Raw genomic sequence first — 17,455 nt, forward strand, 5'->3', positions numbered from 1 at the left:
CCGACCAGCGCGGCTTACTGCGGCACCGACTTGGGCCGCCAGCTAGAAGACCGAGCCTGGGCGTTGGTGAGTTGGTCTGGAGTGAGCTGCTTGGCCAAGGCGTCCCTCGCGGTCCTTGCGGCCATTTGGATTTCCATGTCTCGCGCGTTCGCCGCGATGCTCAGCCAAACATAAGCTTCAACCGGGTCCACGGCGGTGCCTCGCCCATCTTGGATCATGCGCCCCAAGCTGAGCTGGGCCGGCGCATACCCTTGGTCGGCTGACCTTCGATACCACTGCGCAGCTTCGGGATAGTCCTGCAGAACGTATTGACCGTCCTCGTAGCCCTGGCCCAACGCAAACTGCGCCGTCGCGTCGCCGTTGTCGGCGCTCTTATGAAAGCGCTCGACCATGAGGCCCATGGTGTCATCAATCGCCAAGTCTTTACGCATCTGACTGGCAAGCTGTTGCGCTTGGATGATCTGACTCATTGTCATCCTGGTAGCCAGCGACCCACGAGCCCGTACGGCAATGGCGCGCTCGTCCTTATTGCCGGCCGTCAGTGCCGCCAAATTGTACCAGGCATGGGCTTGCAAAGGGTCTTGGGCGACGCCGTTGCCGTCTTCATACAGCTTCGCGAGATTGACCTCGGCATCGAAATGGCCGCGCTTGGCAGCGAGGAAGTACCATTTGGCAGCCGCATGATAGCTCTGATCGGTTCCCTTGCCCTGCGCCGCGAGGTCCCCAAGTTCATTTTGCGCGCCCGGAGATCCCTGGTTTGCGGCGAGGGTGAGCCATTTGTGTGCTTCGGCGTAGTCCAGTGGGACGCCTTTGCCATGTGCGTAGAAGTCACCGAGCGCGAGCTGACCGCCGCTATCACCTTGCTCTGCGGCCATCCGCCACCAGCGGGCGGCTTCGCTGTAGTTCGGCGGGCCGAACAGGCCATTGTTTATGAAGCCCATCATCTTCTGGGATTGGAGCGAGCCGTGCTCTGCCGCACGCCGTCTCCATTTCATAGCCTCGTCGTCACTTTGGGGCACTCCATCGCCCCGCTGATACATCGAGGTCAGCATTTCTTCCGCTCGAACGTCGCCCTGTTCGGCCAAAGGCAGCGCCAAGCGGAAGGCTTCGGGAAAGTTGAAGCGTTCATAGGCTGCTACAGCGTCTTCCCATGGGCCGGCGCAAGCGGGTGAGGTCAGGGTACCCAAGGTAAGCGCGGCGGCAGCTATCAATACGGTGAAATTCATACTGTATCGGTCTCAAATCTGGCTTGATGCGCCATCTTAGGGAGAGCGCTCCGCAACTACAGACTACTTATGCGCGCCTACGAGATGAAGGGCCCAATTCTGCATCTAAACTGGCTTTTGCTTTCGTGCCTTCGGCTTTGGGCATTCGATGCCATCAATCCGGTCATGAAGCCAGGCAAAGGCTTCATCGAGCGGAATGCCGATGCCAGCCTTGGTGTCGCGTTGCGCTTCGGCATCCTGGCGTCGGCTCTCCTGTTCCCCGACGAGCGTCTTCCGCCGGACGGCTTCTTGGACCTCTTGAAGCTCCCCAAGTTCCTCGAACATGGAATCGAGGCTGGCGCCTTCGTGCCGGTTCTTCTTCGTCATTTCCTGGGCTCGCGCGCCGACCTATCGACGTTAGAATTGTAGATTAAATCAATCCCTTAGTCACGTTGCCGCAGTGCGTTAAAACTTGCTTACCGCGCGGTTGATTAGCCCCAATCCTTATGTTACACACCGCGCGCCTGACGCGGGGACCCTGCGCCAGGGGGTGAAAATGCGGCCGCGGTGACTCACCGATAAGGCCGCTCCAGACAACGACTTTTTGACCGGGATTGGGGGCAATTTGGCGGCCCAGACATCAGAACAAGGCGGGCTGGCGACGCGGTACGCTGCGGCGCTGTTCGAATTGGCGGATTCCAAGAAGGCGCTCGACGCCGTCGCCGCCGACCTCACGTCGCTGCAGAAGATGATCGCGGATTCCGACGATCTCCGTCGCCTGATGAACTCTCCGATCCTGGGCCGCGATGAGCAGACCAAGGCGATCGGCGCGGTCGCGAAGGCCGCCGGCTTCAACGATCTCACCCAGAAATTCGTCGGCCTGGTGGCGCAGAACCGCCGCCTGTTCACGCTCAGCGCGATGATCAAGGCCTTCCTGAAGCTGCTGGCAGACCGCCGCGGCGAGATGTCGGCGGAAGTGACCGCCGCGCGTCCGCTCAGCGCCGAACAGCAGGCTTCCGTCGCCGAGGCGATCAAGCGCGCCGTCGGCTCCAAGGTTTCGATCGACGTCAAGGTCGATCCCAGCTTGCTCGGCGGGCTCGTCGTTCGGGTCGGCAGCCGCATGATTGATTCTTCGCTCAAGACGAAGCTGCAGAAGCTGCAGCTTGCCATGAAAGGGGTTGCCTAATGGAAATCCGCGCCGCCGAAATCTCTGCCATTCTCAAGCAGCAGATCGAGAATTTCGGCAACGAGGCCGATGTCACCGAGGTGGGCCAGGTCCTCTCGGTCGGCGACGGCGTCGCCCGCGTGCATGGCCTGGACAAGGTCCAGGCCGGTGAGATGGTCGAGTTCCCCGGCGGCATCCGCGGCATGGCGCTCAACCTCGAGAGCGACAATGTCGGCGTGGTGATCTTCGGCGACGACCGCACCATCAAGGAAGGCGACACCGTCAAGCGCACCGGCGCCATCGTGGACGTGCCGGTCGGCAAGGGTCTGCTCGGCCGCGTGGTCGACGGTCTCGGCAACCCGATCGACGGCAAGGGCCCGATCGTCGGCGCCGAGCGCAAGCGCGTCGAGGTGAAGGCCCCCGGCATCATCCCGCGGAAGTCGGTGCATGAGCCGATGCAGACCGGCCTCAAGGCCATCGACTCCCTGGTTCCGGTCGGCCGCGGCCAGCGCGAGCTGATCATCGGCGATCGCCAGACCGGCAAGACCGCCGTCATCATCGACACCATCCTGAACCAAAAGGCGATCAACGCCTCCGGCGACGAGTCGAAGAAGCTCTATTGCATCTACGTCGCGGTCGGGCAGAAGCGTTCGACCGTCGCGCAGATCGTGAAGACCCTGGAGGACCAGGGCGCCATGGAATATTCGGTGGTGGTCGCCGCGACCGCCTCCGAGCCGGCGCCGCTGCAGTTCCTGGCGCCCTACACCGGCTGCACCATCGGCGAGTTCTTCCGCGACAACGGCATGCATGCCGTCATCTTCTACGACGATCTCTCCAAGCAGGCGGTCGCCTACCGCCAGATGTCGCTGCTGCTGCGCCGTCCGCCGGGACGCGAAGCCTATCCGGGCGACGTGTTCTACCTCCACAGCCGCCTGCTCGAGCGCGCGGCGAAGATGAACGACAAGAACGGCGCCGGTTCGCTGACGGCACTCCCGGTGATCGAAACCCAGGCCGGCGACGTCTCGGCCTATATTCCGACCAACGTCATCTCGATCACCGACGGCCAGATCTTCCTCGAGACCGGTCTGTTCTACCGCGGTATCCGTCCGGCGATTAACGTCGGTCTCTCGGTCAGCCGCGTCGGCTCGGCCGCGCAGATCAAGGCGATGAAGCAGGTCGCCGGCCGCATCAAGTTGGAACTCGCGCAGTACCGCGAAATGGCGGCGTTCGCGCAGTTCGCCTCGGACCTCGACGCCTCGACCCAGAAGCTGCTGGCCCGCGGTGCGCGCCTGACCGAGCTCCTGAAGCAGGGCCAGTATCAGCCGATGCCGGTCGAGGAGCAGGTGGTCTCGATCTTCGCCGGCGTCCGTGGCTTCCTCGACACCGTTGCGGTCAACGACGTCAACCGCTTCGAGGCGGCGGCGCTGGAAGAGATCCGCGCCAAGCACGGCGACATCCTGAAGTCGATCCGCGAGGAGCGTGAAATCTCCAAGGCGACCGAGGACAAGCTGACGGCGTTCTACACCGCGTTCACGAAGACCTTCGCCTGATCGGAAGAGAACGGCGAAAGGAAAGGGTGAGGGATGCCCAGCCTTAAGGACCTCAAAGTCCGTATCAACAGCACGAAGAACACGCAGAAGATCACCTCGGCGATGAAGATGGTCTCCGCGGCGAAGCTTCGGCGCGCCCAGGAGCAGGCCGAGGCGGCCCGCCCCTATGCCGAGCGCATGGAACGCGTGTTGGGCCGTCTGGCCGCCGCCGCCGCGGGCAAGGACGGTGCGCCGGCGCTGCTCGCCGGCAACGGCAAGGATCAAACCCATCTGATCGTGGTCATGACCTCCGACCGCGGTTTGTGCGGCGGCTTCAACTCCTCGATCGCTCGCGGCGCGCGCAAGCTCGCCCGCGATCTCAAGGCCGTCGGCAAGACGGTCAAGATCCTCTGCATCGGCCGCAAGGGGCGCGACCAGCTGCGCCGCGAGTTCCCGAACGAGATCATCGGCACCATCGAGGATATCGGCAAGCCGCGCCTCACCTTCACGGCTGCCGAGGCGGTGGCGACCAGGATCCTGGCGATGTTCGAGCACGGCGAGTTCGACGTCTGCGAGCTGGTCTACAACCGTTTCAAGTCGGCGATGACGCAGATCGTGACCATTCAGCAGCTCATCCCGTTCGCGCTGCCGGCGGCCAACGAGAACGACCCGGCGGGTTCCGCCTATTACGAATACGAACCGGACGAGCTGGAGATTCTCTCCTCGCTGCTGCCGAAGAATCTGGGGATGCAGATCTTCCGCGCGCTCCTGGAGAACAACGCCTCCGAGCAGGGCGCGCGCATGACCGCGATGGACAGCGCCACCCGCAACGCCGGCGAGATGATCAACAAGCTCACCATCACCTACAACCGCTCGCGCCAGGCCGCCATCACCAAGGAGCTGATCGAAATCATCTCCGGCGCCGAAGCCCTGTAAGGAAGGACGAACTCTCATGGCTCAGAATCGTGTCGGCAAGGTCACCCAGGTTTTGGGCGCCGTGGTCGACGTTCAGTTCGACGGCGACCTGCCGGCGATCTTGAACGCGCTCACCGTCGAGAACCAGGGCAAGAAGCTGGTGCTCGAAGTGGCGCAGCATCTCGGTGAGAACACCGTCCGCACCATCGCCATGGACACGACCGACGGCATGGTCCGCGGCCAGGAGGCGACCGACACCGGCGCCGCGATCACCGTGCCGGTCGGCCCGGAGACCCTGGGGCGCATCATCAACGTGATCGGCGAGCCGGTCGATGAGCGCGGCCCGGTCACCGCCAAGAAGAGCTACGAGATCCACCGCCCGGCGCCGGCCTTCGTAGATCAGTCCACCGAGCCGCAGGTCCTGGTTACCGGCATTAAGGTCATCGATCTCCTGACCCCGTATCCGAAGGGCGGCAAGATCGGCCTGTTCGGCGGCGCCGGCGTCGGCAAGACCGTGACCATCATGGAGCTCATCAACAACGTCGCGAAGGCCCACGGCGGCGTCTCGGTGTTCGCCGGCGTCGGCGAGCGTACCCGCGAGGGCAACGATCTCTATCACGAGATGATGGAGTCGAAGGTTATCAACCTCGAAGGCGAGTCCAAGGTCGCCCTGGTGTACGGCCAGATGAACGAGCCGCCGGGAGCCCGCGCCCGCGTCGCGCTGACCGGCCTGACCCAGGCCGAGTACTTCCGCGACGAAGAAGGCCAGGACGTGCTGTTCTTCATCGACAACATCTTCCGTTTCACCCAGGCGGGCTCGGAAGTGTCGGCACTGCTCGGCCGTATTCCCTCGGCCGTCGGCTATCAGCCGACCCTCGCGACCGACATGGGCGCGCTGCAGGAGCGCATCACCACCACGAAGAAGGGCTCGATCACCTCGGTGCAGGCGATCTACGTGCCCGCCGACGACTTGACCGATCCGGCGCCGGCGACCTCCTTCGCCCACTTGGACGCGACCACCGTGCTGTCGCGCCAGATCGCCGAGCTCGGCATCTTCCCGGCGGTCGATCCGCTCGACTCGACCTCGCGCATCCTCGACCCGCGCGTGGTCGGCGAGGAGCACTATCAGGTTGCCCGCGACGTGCAGCGCGTGCTGCAGAACTACAAGTCGCTGCAGGACATCATCGCCATTCTGGGCATGGACGAGCTCTCGGAAGAGGACAAGCTCACCGTGGCCCGCGCACGCAAGATCCAGCGCTTCCTGTCGCAGCCGTTCCACGTCGCCGAAGTCTTCACCGGCACGCCGGGCGCGCTGGTGTCGCTCGCCGACACCATCAAGGGCTTTAAGGGCATCGTCAGCGGCCAGTACGACGACCTGCCGGAATCGGCCTTCTACATGGTGGGCACGATCGAGGAAGCGATCGCCAAGGCACAGAAGATGGCTGAGGCGGCCTAAGACGCATGGCCGGGCAACTGCAGTTCGATCTCGTTTCGCCGGAGCGCCTGCTGCTCTCCGAGCCGGTCGATCAGGTGATCGTTCCCGGCGTCGAGGGTGACTTCGCCGCTCTGCCGGAGCACATGAACCTGATCTCGCTGATCCGACCGGGCGTGCTCACCGTCTACAAAGGCGGATCTGCGCCCGAGCGGATCTTCATCGGTGGCGGTTTCGCCGAGGTGACCGCGACGGGCTGCACCGTGCTCGCCGAGCAGGCGCAGCCGGTCGGTGAGATCGACCGCGCGGCGGCCGAGCGGGCGATCGCCGATGCCCGCGAGGACGTCGAGGACGCCAAGGACGAGGTTGCCAAGGCGGTCGCGCAGAACGAGCTCAAGGTCGCCGAGGCACGTCTCGCCGCCGCGGTGGAACCCAGCACCTATTAACGAATTAGTTCGAGTCCCTAAGGTCGCGCGGGAGGCCCGTTCAAGGCGGGTTTCGGCGCGGCCGGCCGTCTTGTCACAATCGGGCCAACCGGTTTAGTCTCTCGCCGGGGTTAACGGAAATTGCCCGACGAATCGGCGACTGTTCGCACCGACCACGGATTCTATAGATGCCGCATTGGACGCTCGAAAGCATAGACTGGGACCGCTTTGATCCGGCCGCAGTCAATCCTGACGTGCTGAAAGCCATCAAAGCATCCGCCATGGTCGAGGCCAATGGCGAGGATTACGGCGAGTATCTCTGCAAGGTTTTCCACGACGATCCGCAATTCCAGGCGGTCGCCCGCGAATGGGCGCTGGAGGAATTGCAGCACGGCCAGGCGCTCGGGCGCTGGGCCGCGCTCGCCGATCCGAGCTTCGACTATGAGGCCAGCTTCAAGCGCTTCACCGACGGCTATCAGATCCCGCTCGACGTCGAGAGGTCAGTGCGCGGCTCCCGCGCCGGGGAGCTGATCGCGCGCTGCATCGTCGAGACCGGGACCTCGACCTATTACACCGCGCTGGCCGATGCGACCGACGAACCGGTGCTGAAAGCAATCTGTCGCAACATCGCCGCCGACGAGTTCCGCCACTACAAGCTCTTCTACTCGCATATGAAGCGCTATCAGGCGCAAGAGAAGCTCGGCGTCTGGGGCCGGCTCCGCGTCGTCCTCGGCCGCATCTTCGAGAGCCATGACGACGAGCTTGCCTACGCCTTCTACGCGGCCAACAACACCGGCGAGGCTTATCGCCGGGCAGACTGCTCGCGCGCCTATGCGCGCTGCGCCTATCCGCTCTACCAGCGGACGCATGTGGAGCGCGGCATTGCCATGGCCCTGAAGGCCTGCGGCTTGACCGCCAATGGACGGCTCAGCCGCTTCCTCTCCAACGCCGCCTGCGGCTTCCTGCGCTTCCACGCCAAGCGTCTCAACGCGGCATCGTAAGCGCTACTTCTTCTCCAGCATATCCAGATAGGTCATCACCGCCGCCTGGCTGCGCGACTGCGTCTGGCGCTTGAACAGGACTGCCACCATCAGCGCCGTCGTGCCGATGAAGGCGTAGGGATGGACGAACCAGGCAAGCCAGGCGACCGCGAAATAGAAGGCGCGGATCCCACCGTTGAAGCTGGTCAGCGCCAGCGACAGCATGCGCGAGGCATGCTCGGCGAAACGGTCGACCTCGGCTTCGGTGGGGTGGGATTCCCGGCCCGGCGCCGCACCGATGAGGGCGCAGAGGAAATTGTATTGCCGGAGCGCCCAGGTGAACTTGTAGAAGGCGATCACGAACAGCCCGATCAGGCCGACGATCTTCATCTGGAAGACGAACTCGGTCGTGGTCTGCGCGAAGCTCAGGCTTTCCAGCACACGGAAGGCACTGCCCGAGCCGCCGAGGGTGCCGACCAGGCCGGCGATCACGATCATCGAGGTCGAGGCGAAAAAGGCGAGCGAGTTGACCGTATGACCGGTCAGGATCACATCGATGACGCGCTCCTCGCGGCGGACCATCTGTTTCATCCACTGCCTGCGGACGCGGTGCATTGCCATGTTGAGGTTGCGCGGGCTGCCCTCGAGCGGCGCGCCCACCGGCGGCAGGCTGTCGGCGAAATAGCCGTAGACGTGCCAGGCGAGGATCAGGAAGGCCAGGGCCACCCAGTCCGCGATCTGGAAATCGGCCAGCATGCGGTGGTGATCAGCGCAGCCGGTTGCGGAAACGCTGGGCGAAGCTGCGCTCGAAGAAATCGTAGATCACAGGACTCATTTCCTCGAAACGCAGGGCGATGGTCCTGTTCTTCTGATCGACGCGGACCACCCGTGTGGCGATCTTCAACGCGTAATCGCCGGTGGTGTCCTTGATCTTGATGTCGAGGTCGATCAGGTCCTCGGGGTTGTGCTGGCCCTCATAACCGGAGATCAGCAGCCCGCCCAGCGACCAGTTGAGCGTATCGCAAACCAGCCCGTCGAGCCGGATGGTGAAGACCGGCAAGGGCATGCGCTTGTCGCGCCGGTTCTCCCGGTTGCCGACCTTGCGGTAGCTCATGGTGAAGGATGACATCGACGGCTTTGCCTCCCGGTGGGCATCTTGGCCCGGAATCCTTAATGACATCCTATCTGAGTCGACCCCGCCTGTCTCTAAACCCTTCGGATTCCGGGCTTCCGGCAGGCTCCGCTCAGAATGTGGAGGCCAGGACAGCGCCCTTGGTGTCGAGCACGGTGCTGGTCGGCCAGATCGCGACCCAGCGGTCGCGGGCGACGCCGCGATAATACGGCAAAGCCGGGAGGTCCAAGGCGCTGCCGTCGAAGCGGGTGACGATGGCGCCGCGCGGATGGGCCTTGGCCCAGTCCAGCGCCTCGCTTTCCGACATCAGCACCTTCGGCGCCGCGGTCAGGCGGCCGTAGAAATCATATTCGCCGCGATAGGGGCCATAGACCGCGATCTCCTGTCCCGCATCCTGCAGCTCGCGCATCTTCGAGCCGACCGGCCTCAAGTCGAAGAAGGCGCCGAGGCTGTTGGGGAACTCGATATTGGCGCAGGTGATCAGCAGCACCGGAACGCAGGCGACCTGCAGGGTGCGCGAGAGCTGCTGTGACGGCGACATCTGCGCCAGGATATAGCCGCCGAAGAACAGCAGGATGCCGGAAGCGAGCCCGCTGCCGCCGAGCCAGATCGGCAAGGCCGCGCCGAAGAACTGCCGCCACAATGCATCGAGATGCGCGGTCGGGATCATGTTCATCAGAAAGAAGAACAGGCCAAGCATCAGCGCGATGAAGCCCGGCACGACGGCGTGGAAGTCCTTCGGCTTGATCGCCTGGTTGGCCAGCAGCCGCGCACCGATCAGCGCCAGGGGTGCCCCGATCGGCAGCATGCCCTGGAGCTGCACGCCGGAGGCGATGCCGGAGACGATCGCCGCAGCGAGGAAGATCAGGCACAGCCGGAAGCCGAAGCCATAGCCGTCGCGGGTCTGGCGCGCGAGCGCCCGCCACAAGGTCTTCCAGACGATCCAGGGATAGAGCAGCAGCGGCGTCAGGATCAGCGTCCAGGGCGCGTTGCGCGTCGCCTCGCTGTTGCTGTTGGTCCAGCCGAAGCCGAAGTTCAGCACGTCACGGACGCCGACCGCATGGCCCTGCGTGGCAAAGGACAGCCAGAGGCAGGCGAGCGCAACGGCAATCGCCGTGCCGCCCAGGGCCGCGATCCGCCATCGCACACGCCGCCAGCCGCGCGGCCGCGCCGCGGGATCGCCGAGCGCGTCGCGGATATGCGGCGCCAGCACCGCGATCGGCGGCAGCAGCAGCAAGGCGGTCCAGCCGATCAGGAAGAGGTCGGCGGTGACGCAGAGCGCGAACAGGACCCAGAGCGCCGCGCCGCGCAGCAGGCCATGGCGATTCTGCCGCAGCATGCAGATCGCCTGGAAGCCGGCGAGTTCGATCGGCAGCGCCACCACTTCCGGCGCGATCATGCTGGCGGTGATGATGAAGCCGCCCAGCCCGGCCATCAGGATGCGCGAGAAGATCTGCGTCGTCGCGCGGTGCGGCCAGAGTGTCCGCGCCGCGGTGCCGACCAGGAACAGCGCCGCCAGCGCGGAAAGCGCGGCGAGCAGCCGCGGCCAGATCTCGCTGACGCCGAAGACCTGCCAGCCGATGAGGATCAGCCAGTCGTGCAGGGGTGGCGTGGCGGCGGCGATCTCGCCGTTCAGCAGCGGGACCCAACTCCCGGTCTGCAGCATGTGCCAGGCGGTGGACAGGGTCTCGAGCTCGATCGGCGCGGTCGGCGGCCGGCTCAGGAAGGCGCCGACGATCACCACCGCCCAGATGGCGAAGGGCCCCACCCGTGCCATCGTGAGGAGCAGCGGTGATGCGCCGCCGGCCTCCTCCACGGCAACGGAGGGGGCGGAAGCGGCAGGGGGGACGGGATTGCTGTCCGCGGCGGTCGCCATGGCGGCCTTCCTAGCATGTTTCCGCCGCCCAGGGCACTGCGGGGAGCTATGCCAAGGCCCATGCCGCCGCTACAATCGCGGCCTTCCAGAACCCGGAAACCCCCGAGAGGATTCCTTGCTCGATCATCTCATCCAGCGCGCCGGCAAAGCCGTGCCGGTGACGCCACTCAGCGAGAAGCGCCTGCCCACCTGGCTGAAGGAGCAATCCGCGCAGCTGCAATCCTGGCTGAAAGCGGCCGGCTTCAAGGCGAAGCCCGGCAGCTGGTGCCTGGTGCCGGATGGGCGCGGCCAGCCGGCGCGGGTGCTGGTCGGCGTCGAGGAGGGGCTCGACCGCTGGTCGGTGGCCGTGCTGCCGGGCGCGCTGCCGCCGGGCACCTATCGGCTGGATGACAGCATTTCCGCCAGCGAGGCGACCGCCTATGCCTTCGCCTGGGCGATGGGCTGCTATCGCTTCGGCCGCTACAAGAGCGACGGCAAGGAGTTTGCGCGGCTGGTCTGGCCGAAGGCCGCCGACCGCGCCGTGGTGGCGCGCCTGGCGAAATCGATGTCCCTGGCGCGCGATCTCATCAACACCCCGGCCGAGGACATGGGACCGCCCGAGCTGGCCGAGGCGGCGAAGAAAGTCGCCCAGGAGTTCAAGGCCAGATTCTCGGTGATCGTCGGCGACGATCTCCTGAAGCAGAACTACCCGACCATTCATGCCGTTGGCCGCGCCGGCCCGAAGCCGCCGCGTCTCATTGAGCTGAAATGGGGGGCGACCGGGCCGAAGCTGGCATTGGTCGGCAAGGGCGTCTGCTTCGATTCCGGCGGGCTCGACCTGAAGCCCTCCAGCGGCATGCTGATGATGAAAAAGGACATGGGCGGGGCCGCGCTGATGCTGGCGCTCGCCCGCGCGATCATGGACGCGAAGCTGCCGCTGCAGCTCCATCTGCTGATTCCCGCGGTGGAGAACAGCGTCTCGGCCAATGCCTTCCGGCCCTGGGACGTGATCAAGACCCGCAAAGGCATCACCGTCGAGATCGGCAACACCGACGCCGAGGGACGCCTGATCCTCTGCGACGCGCTGACCGAGGCCGAGAGCGGGCATCCCGATCTAATCATCGACGCGGCGACCCTGACCGGCGCGGCGCGCGTGGCGCTGGGACCGGAGCTGCCGGCGCTCTTCTCCAACGACGACGACACCGCGGCGGCCCTGCTGCGCCATGGCAAGCTGGAAGGCGATCCGCTCTGGCAGCTGCCGCTGTGGAAGGGCTATCGGCGGATGCTTGACAGCAAGGTCGCCGACATCAACAACGTCTCCGACGGCGGCTTCGCCGGCGCCGTGACGGCGGCGCTCTATCTCGCCGAGTTCGTGGCGCCCACCACCAAGTGGATGCATATCGATACTTATGGCTGGAACGGCCGCGCCCAGCCGGGCCGGCCGGAAGGCGGCGAGGCTCTGGCCTTCCGCGCGTTGCTGGCTTTCGTCGCCGATTGGGCGCGGACCGCGACGCCGGGCCCGAAGATCATCACCAAGAAGCCGGCGCCCCGCGTCGCCCCCCGGCGCCAGGCGCTGGCCCGGCTGCGGCGGCGCTAAGCCCCGCGGCGCATCCGGCCGGAGAGCCGCCCACGCCTTGCTTGCGCGGGCGGACTGACCGCCACCTGCTCGAGGAGCTTGTGCAGCTTCACGATCGGCAGGGCGTCATCCTTGCCGGCCATGCGGGCGGTGTAGCGCGGCAGCAGTTCTTGCGCGGCCATGGCCGGCGGCTGGTCGGCGCCGAGGCTCAGCAGCCAGGACAGCAGCAGGTCCTCGGCCGGTCCGGGGAACTCGTCCTCCATCTCGAAGGCCTGGTCCAGGATCGATTTCGGGTCAAGCGGATTGGCGTTGGCTTGGCTCATGGCGCCATCAAACAAGCCGCGATCGGCAAGGTCCAATGATTTTTGTGCCGACGCGTTTGCTCTCGCGGCGCTTCGCACCCCCAGCCTAACCCGCCCCCGATTCGGGGCGGGGACCTTCTTCTCCCTCCCCCGGATCGGGGGAGGGCCGGGGTGGGGGTACGAGACGCCGTTGATCAATACCCCCGGCTGCGGTCCGCAACATGCTCCAGCGGCTGCCCGGCTTCGGCGCGCTCGATCTGCTGCCGGATGGCGAGGGCCGAGCTCTCGGGATCGACATCGGAGGCGAGATGCGGCGTCACCAGGATCTTGGGATGGTGCCAGAAGGGGTGCTCCGGGGGCAGCGGCTCGCTGTGGAAGACATCGAGGCTGGCGCCGGAAAGCTGCCCGGAATCCAGCGCCCAAAGCAGGTCCGCCTCGTTGAGTTGGGCGCCGCGCCCGACATTGATGAGGCCCGCCCCCGGGGCCAGGCGGCGGAAGACATCGGCATTCAGGATGCCGCGGGTCTCCGGCGTCAGCGGCAGCAGGCAGACCAGGATATCCAGACCGTCCAGGAAGTCCGCGATCTTCTCGCTCCCCGCAAAGACGGCGACGCCCTCGATCGCCTTGGCGCTGCGGCTCCAGCCGCGGGTCGCGAAACCAAAACTTTGGAGCTTGCGCGCCACCGCCTCGCCCAGGGTGCCGAGGCCCATGACACCGACCTTGCGTTCCCAGGGCGCTGGATAGGTCTGGTCGATCCAGCGGACCTCGCGCTGCGCCCGCGCCAGCGCCCGGAAGCCGCGATGCAGCTCCAGCACCTGCCAGAGCACGTAATGCTCCATCGCCTGGGTCAGGCCCGGCTCCGCCATCTTCACGATCTGCACCTTGGGCGGGATCGTCGCATCGCCCACAAAGCGCTCGACCCCGGCGCCGAGCACGAACAGGGCCTCGAGGTCCGGCAGGCGCCCATAGACGCCGGGCAGCGGCTTCCAGGTCATGCAATAGCGGATGCCGCGCAGATCGCGTTCCGGCTCATCGCGCACCAGCACAACGCCGGGTGCGGCCTTGCGGAAGGCACTCTCCCAGGCGGCGAAACTCGCGCCGGTGTCGGAAAGGACCAGGCTGGCGGTCATTGCCGCACCACGCCGCCCTCGGTGGTCTCGAGATTGAGCGCCGCGCGCAGCAGCGCCTGGGTATAGGCCTCGCGCGGCTGCTCGAAGATCTGCTGGACCGGCCCTTCCTCCACCATATGCCCGTCCTTCAGCACGATCACCCGGTCGGCCATGGCGCGGATCACGCGCAGGTCGTGGCTGATGAAGAGATAGGCGAGGTTGTGCTTCGACTGCAGGTCGCGCAACAGGTCGACGATCTGCGCCTGCACCGACATGTCCAGCGCCGAGGTCGGCTCGTCCAGCACGATCAGCTTGGGCTTCAGGATCAATGCCCGTGCAATCGAGATCCGCTGCCGCTGGCCGCCGGAGAACTCATGCGGATAGCGATGCCTTGTTTCGGGATCGAGCCCGACTTCCTTCAGGGCTTCGATCACCGCCTGCTCGCGCTCCGCCGGGTCCTGGGCAAGGTCGTGGACCTCCAGCCCCTCGGCGACGATCTCGCCGACGGAAAGCCGCGGCGAGAGCGAGCCATAGGGATCCTGGAACACGATCTGCATGTCCTCGCGCAGCGGCCGCATCGCGCCGCGGTCGAAGCCGTCGATCCTTTTCCCGTCGAAGCGAATCTCGCCCTTGCTGTCGATCAGGCGCAACAGCGCCAGGCCCAGCGTGGTCTTGCCGGAGCCGGATTCGCCGACCACGCCGACCGTCTCGCCTTCGCGGATATCGACGCTCACATCCTCGAGCGCCCGCACGTGATCGACCACGCGGCGGAACACGCCCGCCTTGATCGGGAACCAGACCTTGAGATTCTTGACCGCGGCCAGCGGCTTCGCATCGGCCCGCGTCGCCACCGCGCGCCCCTTCGGCTGGGCGGCGAGCAGCATCTGGGTATAGGGGTGCTCCGGATGCGCGAACAGCGCTTCCGGCGTCTTGGCCTCGACGATCTTGCCCTTCTGCATCACCGCGACCTGGTCGGCGAATTTCTTGACGATGCCAAGGTCATGGGTGATCAGCAGGATCGCCATGCCCAGTTTCGCCTGCAACTCGCGCAGCAGCTTCAGGATCTGCGCCTGCACAGTGACATCGAGCGCCGTGGTCGGCTCGTCGGCGATGAGAAGATCGGGATCATTCGCCAGCGCCATGGCGATCATCACGCGCTGCCGCTGCCCGCCGGAAAGCTCGTGCGGGAAGGCGGTCAGGCGCTGCTCGGGGTTGTTGATCCCGACCAGCTTCAGCAACTCCAAAGCCCGCTCGCGCGCCACTGTTCGCGGCACGTTGCGGTGCAAAATCATGGCCTCGGTGATCTGCCGTTCGACCCGGTGCAAGGGGTTGAGCGACGTCATCGGCTCCTGGAAGATCATCGATATCCTGGCGCCGCGGATCTTGCGCAGGATCTCGTCCGGCGCATTGACCATCTCCTGGCCGCTGTACGTGATGCTGCCGGAGGGATGGCTCGCCAGCGGGTAGGGTAGCAGCTGCAGCACCGAGAGCGCCGTCACCGACTTGCCGGATCCGGACTCGCCGACGAGCGCATAGGTCTCGCCCTTACGGACGCTGAAGCTCACATGGTCCACCGCCAGCATGCCGTTGAAGGCGACGCTGAGGTCCTTCACCTCCAGGAGCACCGGCCGATCGCTCACTTCATCACCTTCCGCGGGTCGAAGGCGTCGCGGATCGCTTCGCCGATGAAGATCAGCAGGATCAGCATGGTGCCGGTCACGACAAAGCCGGTGATGCCGAGCCAGGGCGCCTGCAAGTTGTTCTTGCCCTGGTTCAGCATTTCTCCGAGCGACGGCGAGCCTGGCGGCAGGCCGAGGCCGAGGAAATCGAGCGAGGTCAGCACCGTCACCGAGCCGCTCAAGGTGAAGGGCAGGAAGGTCAGGGTCGTGACCATCGCGTTCGGCAGGATGTGCTTGGTCATGACCCGCCAGTCGCTCATGCCGAGCGCCTTGGCCGCCCGCACATATTCGAGGTTGCGCACCCGCAGGAACTCGGCACGTACCACGCCGACCGGCCAGGTCCAGCTGAAGATCAGCAGGATGATGAAGAGTGAGATGATGCTGGGCGGAAAGATCGCCGCCAGGATCAGCAGGATATAGAGCGTGGGCAAGCTGCCGAATACTTCCAGGAAGCGCTGGAACAGGAGATCGGTCCAGCCGCCGAAATACCCCTGGATCGCGCCCGCCAGCACGCCGATCACGGTCGTGCAGATGGTGAGCGCGACGCCGAACAGCACCGAGATGCGGAAGCCGTAGATCGCCCGCGCCATCACGTCGCGCGCCTGGTCGTCGGTGCCGAGCCAGTTGATCCCGTCGGGCGGGCTCGGTGCCGGGCCGGGCAGGTCGGTGATGGTGGTGTCGTAGCTGAACGGGATCGGCGGCCATATCATCCAGCCATCGGCCTCGATCTTCTCCCGGATGTAGTTGCCGCGATAGTTCGGTTCGGTCACGAAGCTGCCGCCGAAGGTGGTCTCGGAGTAGGTCTTGAAGGCAGGGAAGTAGAGCGAGCCCTGGTAGCTGACGACGATCGGCTTGTCGTTGGCGATCACCTCGGCAAACAGGCTGACGATCAGCAGCGCCAGGAATATGAACAACGAATAGGTGCCGCGCTGGTTGCGCTTGAAATTCTCGATCCGCCGCGCGGTCAGCTGCGAGATCCTGAAACCGAGAAACTTGTGCTCCAGGCCGGTCGAAGGCGCCGCCGTCATGTCTCGCGCGCCTCGAAGTCGATCCGCGGGTCGATCAGCATGTAGGTGATGTCGCCAATGAGCTGGATCACAAGGCCGAGCAGACCGAAGGCATAGAGCGTCGCGAACACCACCTGGTAGTCGCGGTTGATTGCGGCCTCATAGCCGAGCAGGCCAAGGCCATCCAGCGAGAAGATGATCTCAATCAGCAGCGCGCCGGTAAAGATGATGCCGATGAAGGCCGCCGGGATGCCGGAGATCACCACCAGCATGGCGTTGCGGAAGACATGGCCGTAGAGGATGTGGTTCTCCTTCAGCCCCTTCGCGCGCGCTGTCACGACATATTGCTGGTGGATCTGCTCCAGGAAGGAGTTCTTGGTCAGCATGGTCAATGTCGCGAAGCTGCCGACGGTGAGCGCGGTCAGAGGCAACGCCATGTGCCAGAGGTAGTCGCCGATCTTGCCCCAGAAGGAGAGCCGATCCCAGTCCTCCGAGACGAGGCCGCGCAGCGGAAACCAGTGGAAATACTGGCTGCCGGCGAAGACCACCACCAGCAGGATGGCGAACAGGAAGCCGGGGATCGCCGTCCCGGCGATGATGATCGTGCTGGTTGTGACGTCGAACGGCGTGCCGTCGCGAACCGCCTTGGCGATGCCGAGCGGGATGCAGACCAGGTAGGTGAGCAGGGTGGTCCAAAGACCGAGCGAAATCGAGACCGGCAGCTTCTCGATGATGAGGTCGACCACCGGCCGGCCGCTGGTATAGCTGTTGCCGAAGTCGAAGCGGATGAAGTTCCCCATCATCATCACGAACCGCTCCGGCAGCGGCTTGTCGAAGCCGTAGAGCTTCTCGATCCGCTTGATGGTCTCGGGGTCGATGCCCTGGGCGCCGCGGTAGATCTGGGCGCTGGTGCCGCTGGCGCTCTGCGTCGATTCGGTGCGCGCCGACAGGTTTTCGTTGCCGCCGCCGGAGATCCGGTCGGTGGCGGAAACGCCGGTTCCCTTGATCTTCTGGATCATCTGTTCGACCGGTCCGCCGGGTGCCGCCTGGATGATCAAGAAGTTGATCACCATGATCCCGAACAACGTCGGGATCATCAGCAGCAGGCGGCGGATGACATAGGCCAGCATGGGTCAGATGCGAT

Annotated in this window: 17 protein-coding genes; 7 read left to right on the plus strand and 10 right to left on the minus strand. The window is 65.3% G+C overall.

All coding sequences use genetic code 11. The features are described 5' to 3' along the window. Positions 1 to 14 precede the first annotated feature (14 nt). Positions 15 to 1,226: an SEL1-like repeat protein gene (locus ACYQ4T_RS18330; RefSeq protein ID WP_459857169.1), complete on the minus strand. Its 1,212-nt coding sequence runs from the start codon at positions 1,224 to 1,226 to the stop codon at positions 15 to 17. A 105-nt stretch (positions 1,227 to 1,331) separates the two neighbouring features. After that, positions 1,332 to 1,592: a hypothetical protein gene (locus ACYQ4T_RS18335; protein WP_459857171.1), complete on the minus strand. Its 261-nt coding sequence runs from the start codon at positions 1,590 to 1,592 to the stop codon at positions 1,332 to 1,334. Between the two features lie 238 nt (positions 1,593 to 1,830). Between ACYQ4T_RS18335 and ACYQ4T_RS18340 the strand changes: the two genes are divergently transcribed. The 6 genes from ACYQ4T_RS18340 to ACYQ4T_RS18365 all read left to right on the plus strand — a co-directional run bounded on the left by ACYQ4T_RS18340 (position 1,831) and on the right by ACYQ4T_RS18365 (position 7,672). Continuing rightward, positions 1,831 to 2,391 carry a F0F1 ATP synthase subunit delta gene (locus ACYQ4T_RS18340; RefSeq protein ID WP_459857173.1) on the plus strand — a complete coding sequence of 187 codons (561 nt, stop codon included), beginning with the start codon at positions 1,831 to 1,833 and terminating at the stop codon, positions 2,389 to 2,391. Beyond that, positions 2,391 to 3,920 carry a F0F1 ATP synthase subunit alpha gene (atpA, locus tag ACYQ4T_RS18345; RefSeq protein WP_459857175.1) on the plus strand — a complete coding sequence of 510 codons (1,530 nt, stop codon included), beginning with the start codon at positions 2,391 to 2,393 and terminating at the stop codon, positions 3,918 to 3,920. Before ACYQ4T_RS18340 ends, atpA begins: the two co-directional genes overlap by 1 nt. 33 nt (positions 3,921 to 3,953) lie before the next feature. Further along, positions 3,954 to 4,835 (plus strand): F0F1 ATP synthase subunit gamma, encoded by an 882-nt coding sequence (locus ACYQ4T_RS18350; RefSeq protein ID WP_459857177.1) that lies wholly within the window; start codon positions 3,954 to 3,956, stop codon positions 4,833 to 4,835. Between the two features lie 16 nt (positions 4,836 to 4,851). Continuing rightward, positions 4,852 to 6,270: a F0F1 ATP synthase subunit beta gene (atpD, locus tag ACYQ4T_RS18355; RefSeq protein ID WP_459857180.1), complete on the plus strand. Its 1,419-nt coding sequence runs from the start codon at positions 4,852 to 4,854 to the stop codon at positions 6,268 to 6,270. Between the two features lie 5 nt (positions 6,271 to 6,275). Continuing rightward, positions 6,276 to 6,692, plus strand: coding sequence for a F0F1 ATP synthase subunit epsilon (locus ACYQ4T_RS18360; RefSeq protein ID WP_459857183.1), 417 nt, complete (start codon positions 6,276 to 6,278; stop codon positions 6,690 to 6,692). A gap of 167 nt (positions 6,693 to 6,859) precedes the next feature. Further along, a complete protein-coding gene (locus tag ACYQ4T_RS18365) occupies positions 6,860 to 7,672 on the plus strand; it encodes a ferritin family protein (protein ID WP_459857186.1) in 813 nt (270 codons plus the stop codon). A gap of 3 nt (positions 7,673 to 7,675) precedes the next feature. Here ACYQ4T_RS18365 and ACYQ4T_RS18370 read toward each other — a convergent pair whose 3' ends face one another. From ACYQ4T_RS18370 to ACYQ4T_RS18380, 3 genes are all read right to left on the minus strand, one after another. Continuing rightward, positions 7,676 to 8,407, minus strand: coding sequence for a DUF599 domain-containing protein (locus ACYQ4T_RS18370; RefSeq protein ID WP_459857189.1), 732 nt, complete (start codon positions 8,405 to 8,407; stop codon positions 7,676 to 7,678). A gap of 10 nt (positions 8,408 to 8,417) precedes the next feature. Continuing rightward, positions 8,418 to 8,780, minus strand: a complete 363-nt coding sequence (locus ACYQ4T_RS18375; RefSeq protein WP_459857192.1) for a PilZ domain-containing protein — start codon at positions 8,778 to 8,780, stop codon at positions 8,418 to 8,420. Between the two features lie 115 nt (positions 8,781 to 8,895). Further along, the gene (locus ACYQ4T_RS18380) at positions 8,896 to 10,659 is read right to left on the minus strand and encodes an ArnT family glycosyltransferase (protein ID WP_459857194.1); all 1,764 of its coding nucleotides are present in this window, start codon (positions 10,657 to 10,659) and stop codon (positions 8,896 to 8,898) included. Positions 10,660 to 10,774: 115 nt separating this feature from the next. Here ACYQ4T_RS18380 and ACYQ4T_RS18385 point away from each other — a divergent pair, with 115 nt between their 5' ends. After that, complete coding sequence (locus ACYQ4T_RS18385) at positions 10,775 to 12,235, plus strand: leucyl aminopeptidase family protein (protein ID WP_459857196.1); 1,461 nt, start codon at positions 10,775 to 10,777, stop codon at positions 12,233 to 12,235. Here ACYQ4T_RS18385 and ACYQ4T_RS18390 read toward each other — a convergent pair. From ACYQ4T_RS18390 to ACYQ4T_RS18410, 5 genes are all read right to left on the minus strand, one after another. Continuing rightward, the gene (locus tag ACYQ4T_RS18390; protein WP_459857198.1) at positions 12,232 to 12,537 is read right to left on the minus strand and encodes a hypothetical protein; all 306 of its coding nucleotides are present in this window, start codon (positions 12,535 to 12,537) and stop codon (positions 12,232 to 12,234) included. The genes ACYQ4T_RS18385 and ACYQ4T_RS18390 overlap by 4 nt on opposite strands. Positions 12,538 to 12,710: 173 nt before the next feature. Further along, entirely contained in the window at positions 12,711 to 13,646 is a 936-nt protein-coding gene (locus ACYQ4T_RS18395; RefSeq protein WP_459857200.1) for a 2-hydroxyacid dehydrogenase, read from the minus strand. Beyond that, positions 13,643 to 15,265, minus strand: coding sequence for an ABC transporter ATP-binding protein (locus tag ACYQ4T_RS18400; protein WP_459857202.1), 1,623 nt, complete (start codon positions 15,263 to 15,265; stop codon positions 13,643 to 13,645). The genes ACYQ4T_RS18395 and ACYQ4T_RS18400 overlap by 4 nt, the downstream gene beginning before the upstream one ends. Next, the gene (locus ACYQ4T_RS18405) at positions 15,262 to 16,332 is read right to left on the minus strand and encodes an ABC transporter permease (protein WP_459857204.1); all 1,071 of its coding nucleotides are present in this window, start codon (positions 16,330 to 16,332) and stop codon (positions 15,262 to 15,264) included. The genes ACYQ4T_RS18400 and ACYQ4T_RS18405 overlap by 4 nt, the downstream gene beginning before the upstream one ends. Then, the gene (locus tag ACYQ4T_RS18410; RefSeq protein WP_459857206.1) at positions 16,329 to 17,441 is read right to left on the minus strand and encodes a microcin C ABC transporter permease YejB; all 1,113 of its coding nucleotides are present in this window, start codon (positions 17,439 to 17,441) and stop codon (positions 16,329 to 16,331) included. Before ACYQ4T_RS18410 ends, ACYQ4T_RS18405 begins: the two co-directional genes overlap by 4 nt. Positions 17,442 to 17,455: the final 14 nt, after the last annotated feature.

The sequence above is a fragment of the Dongia sp. agr-C8 genome, from assembly GCF_054658695.1.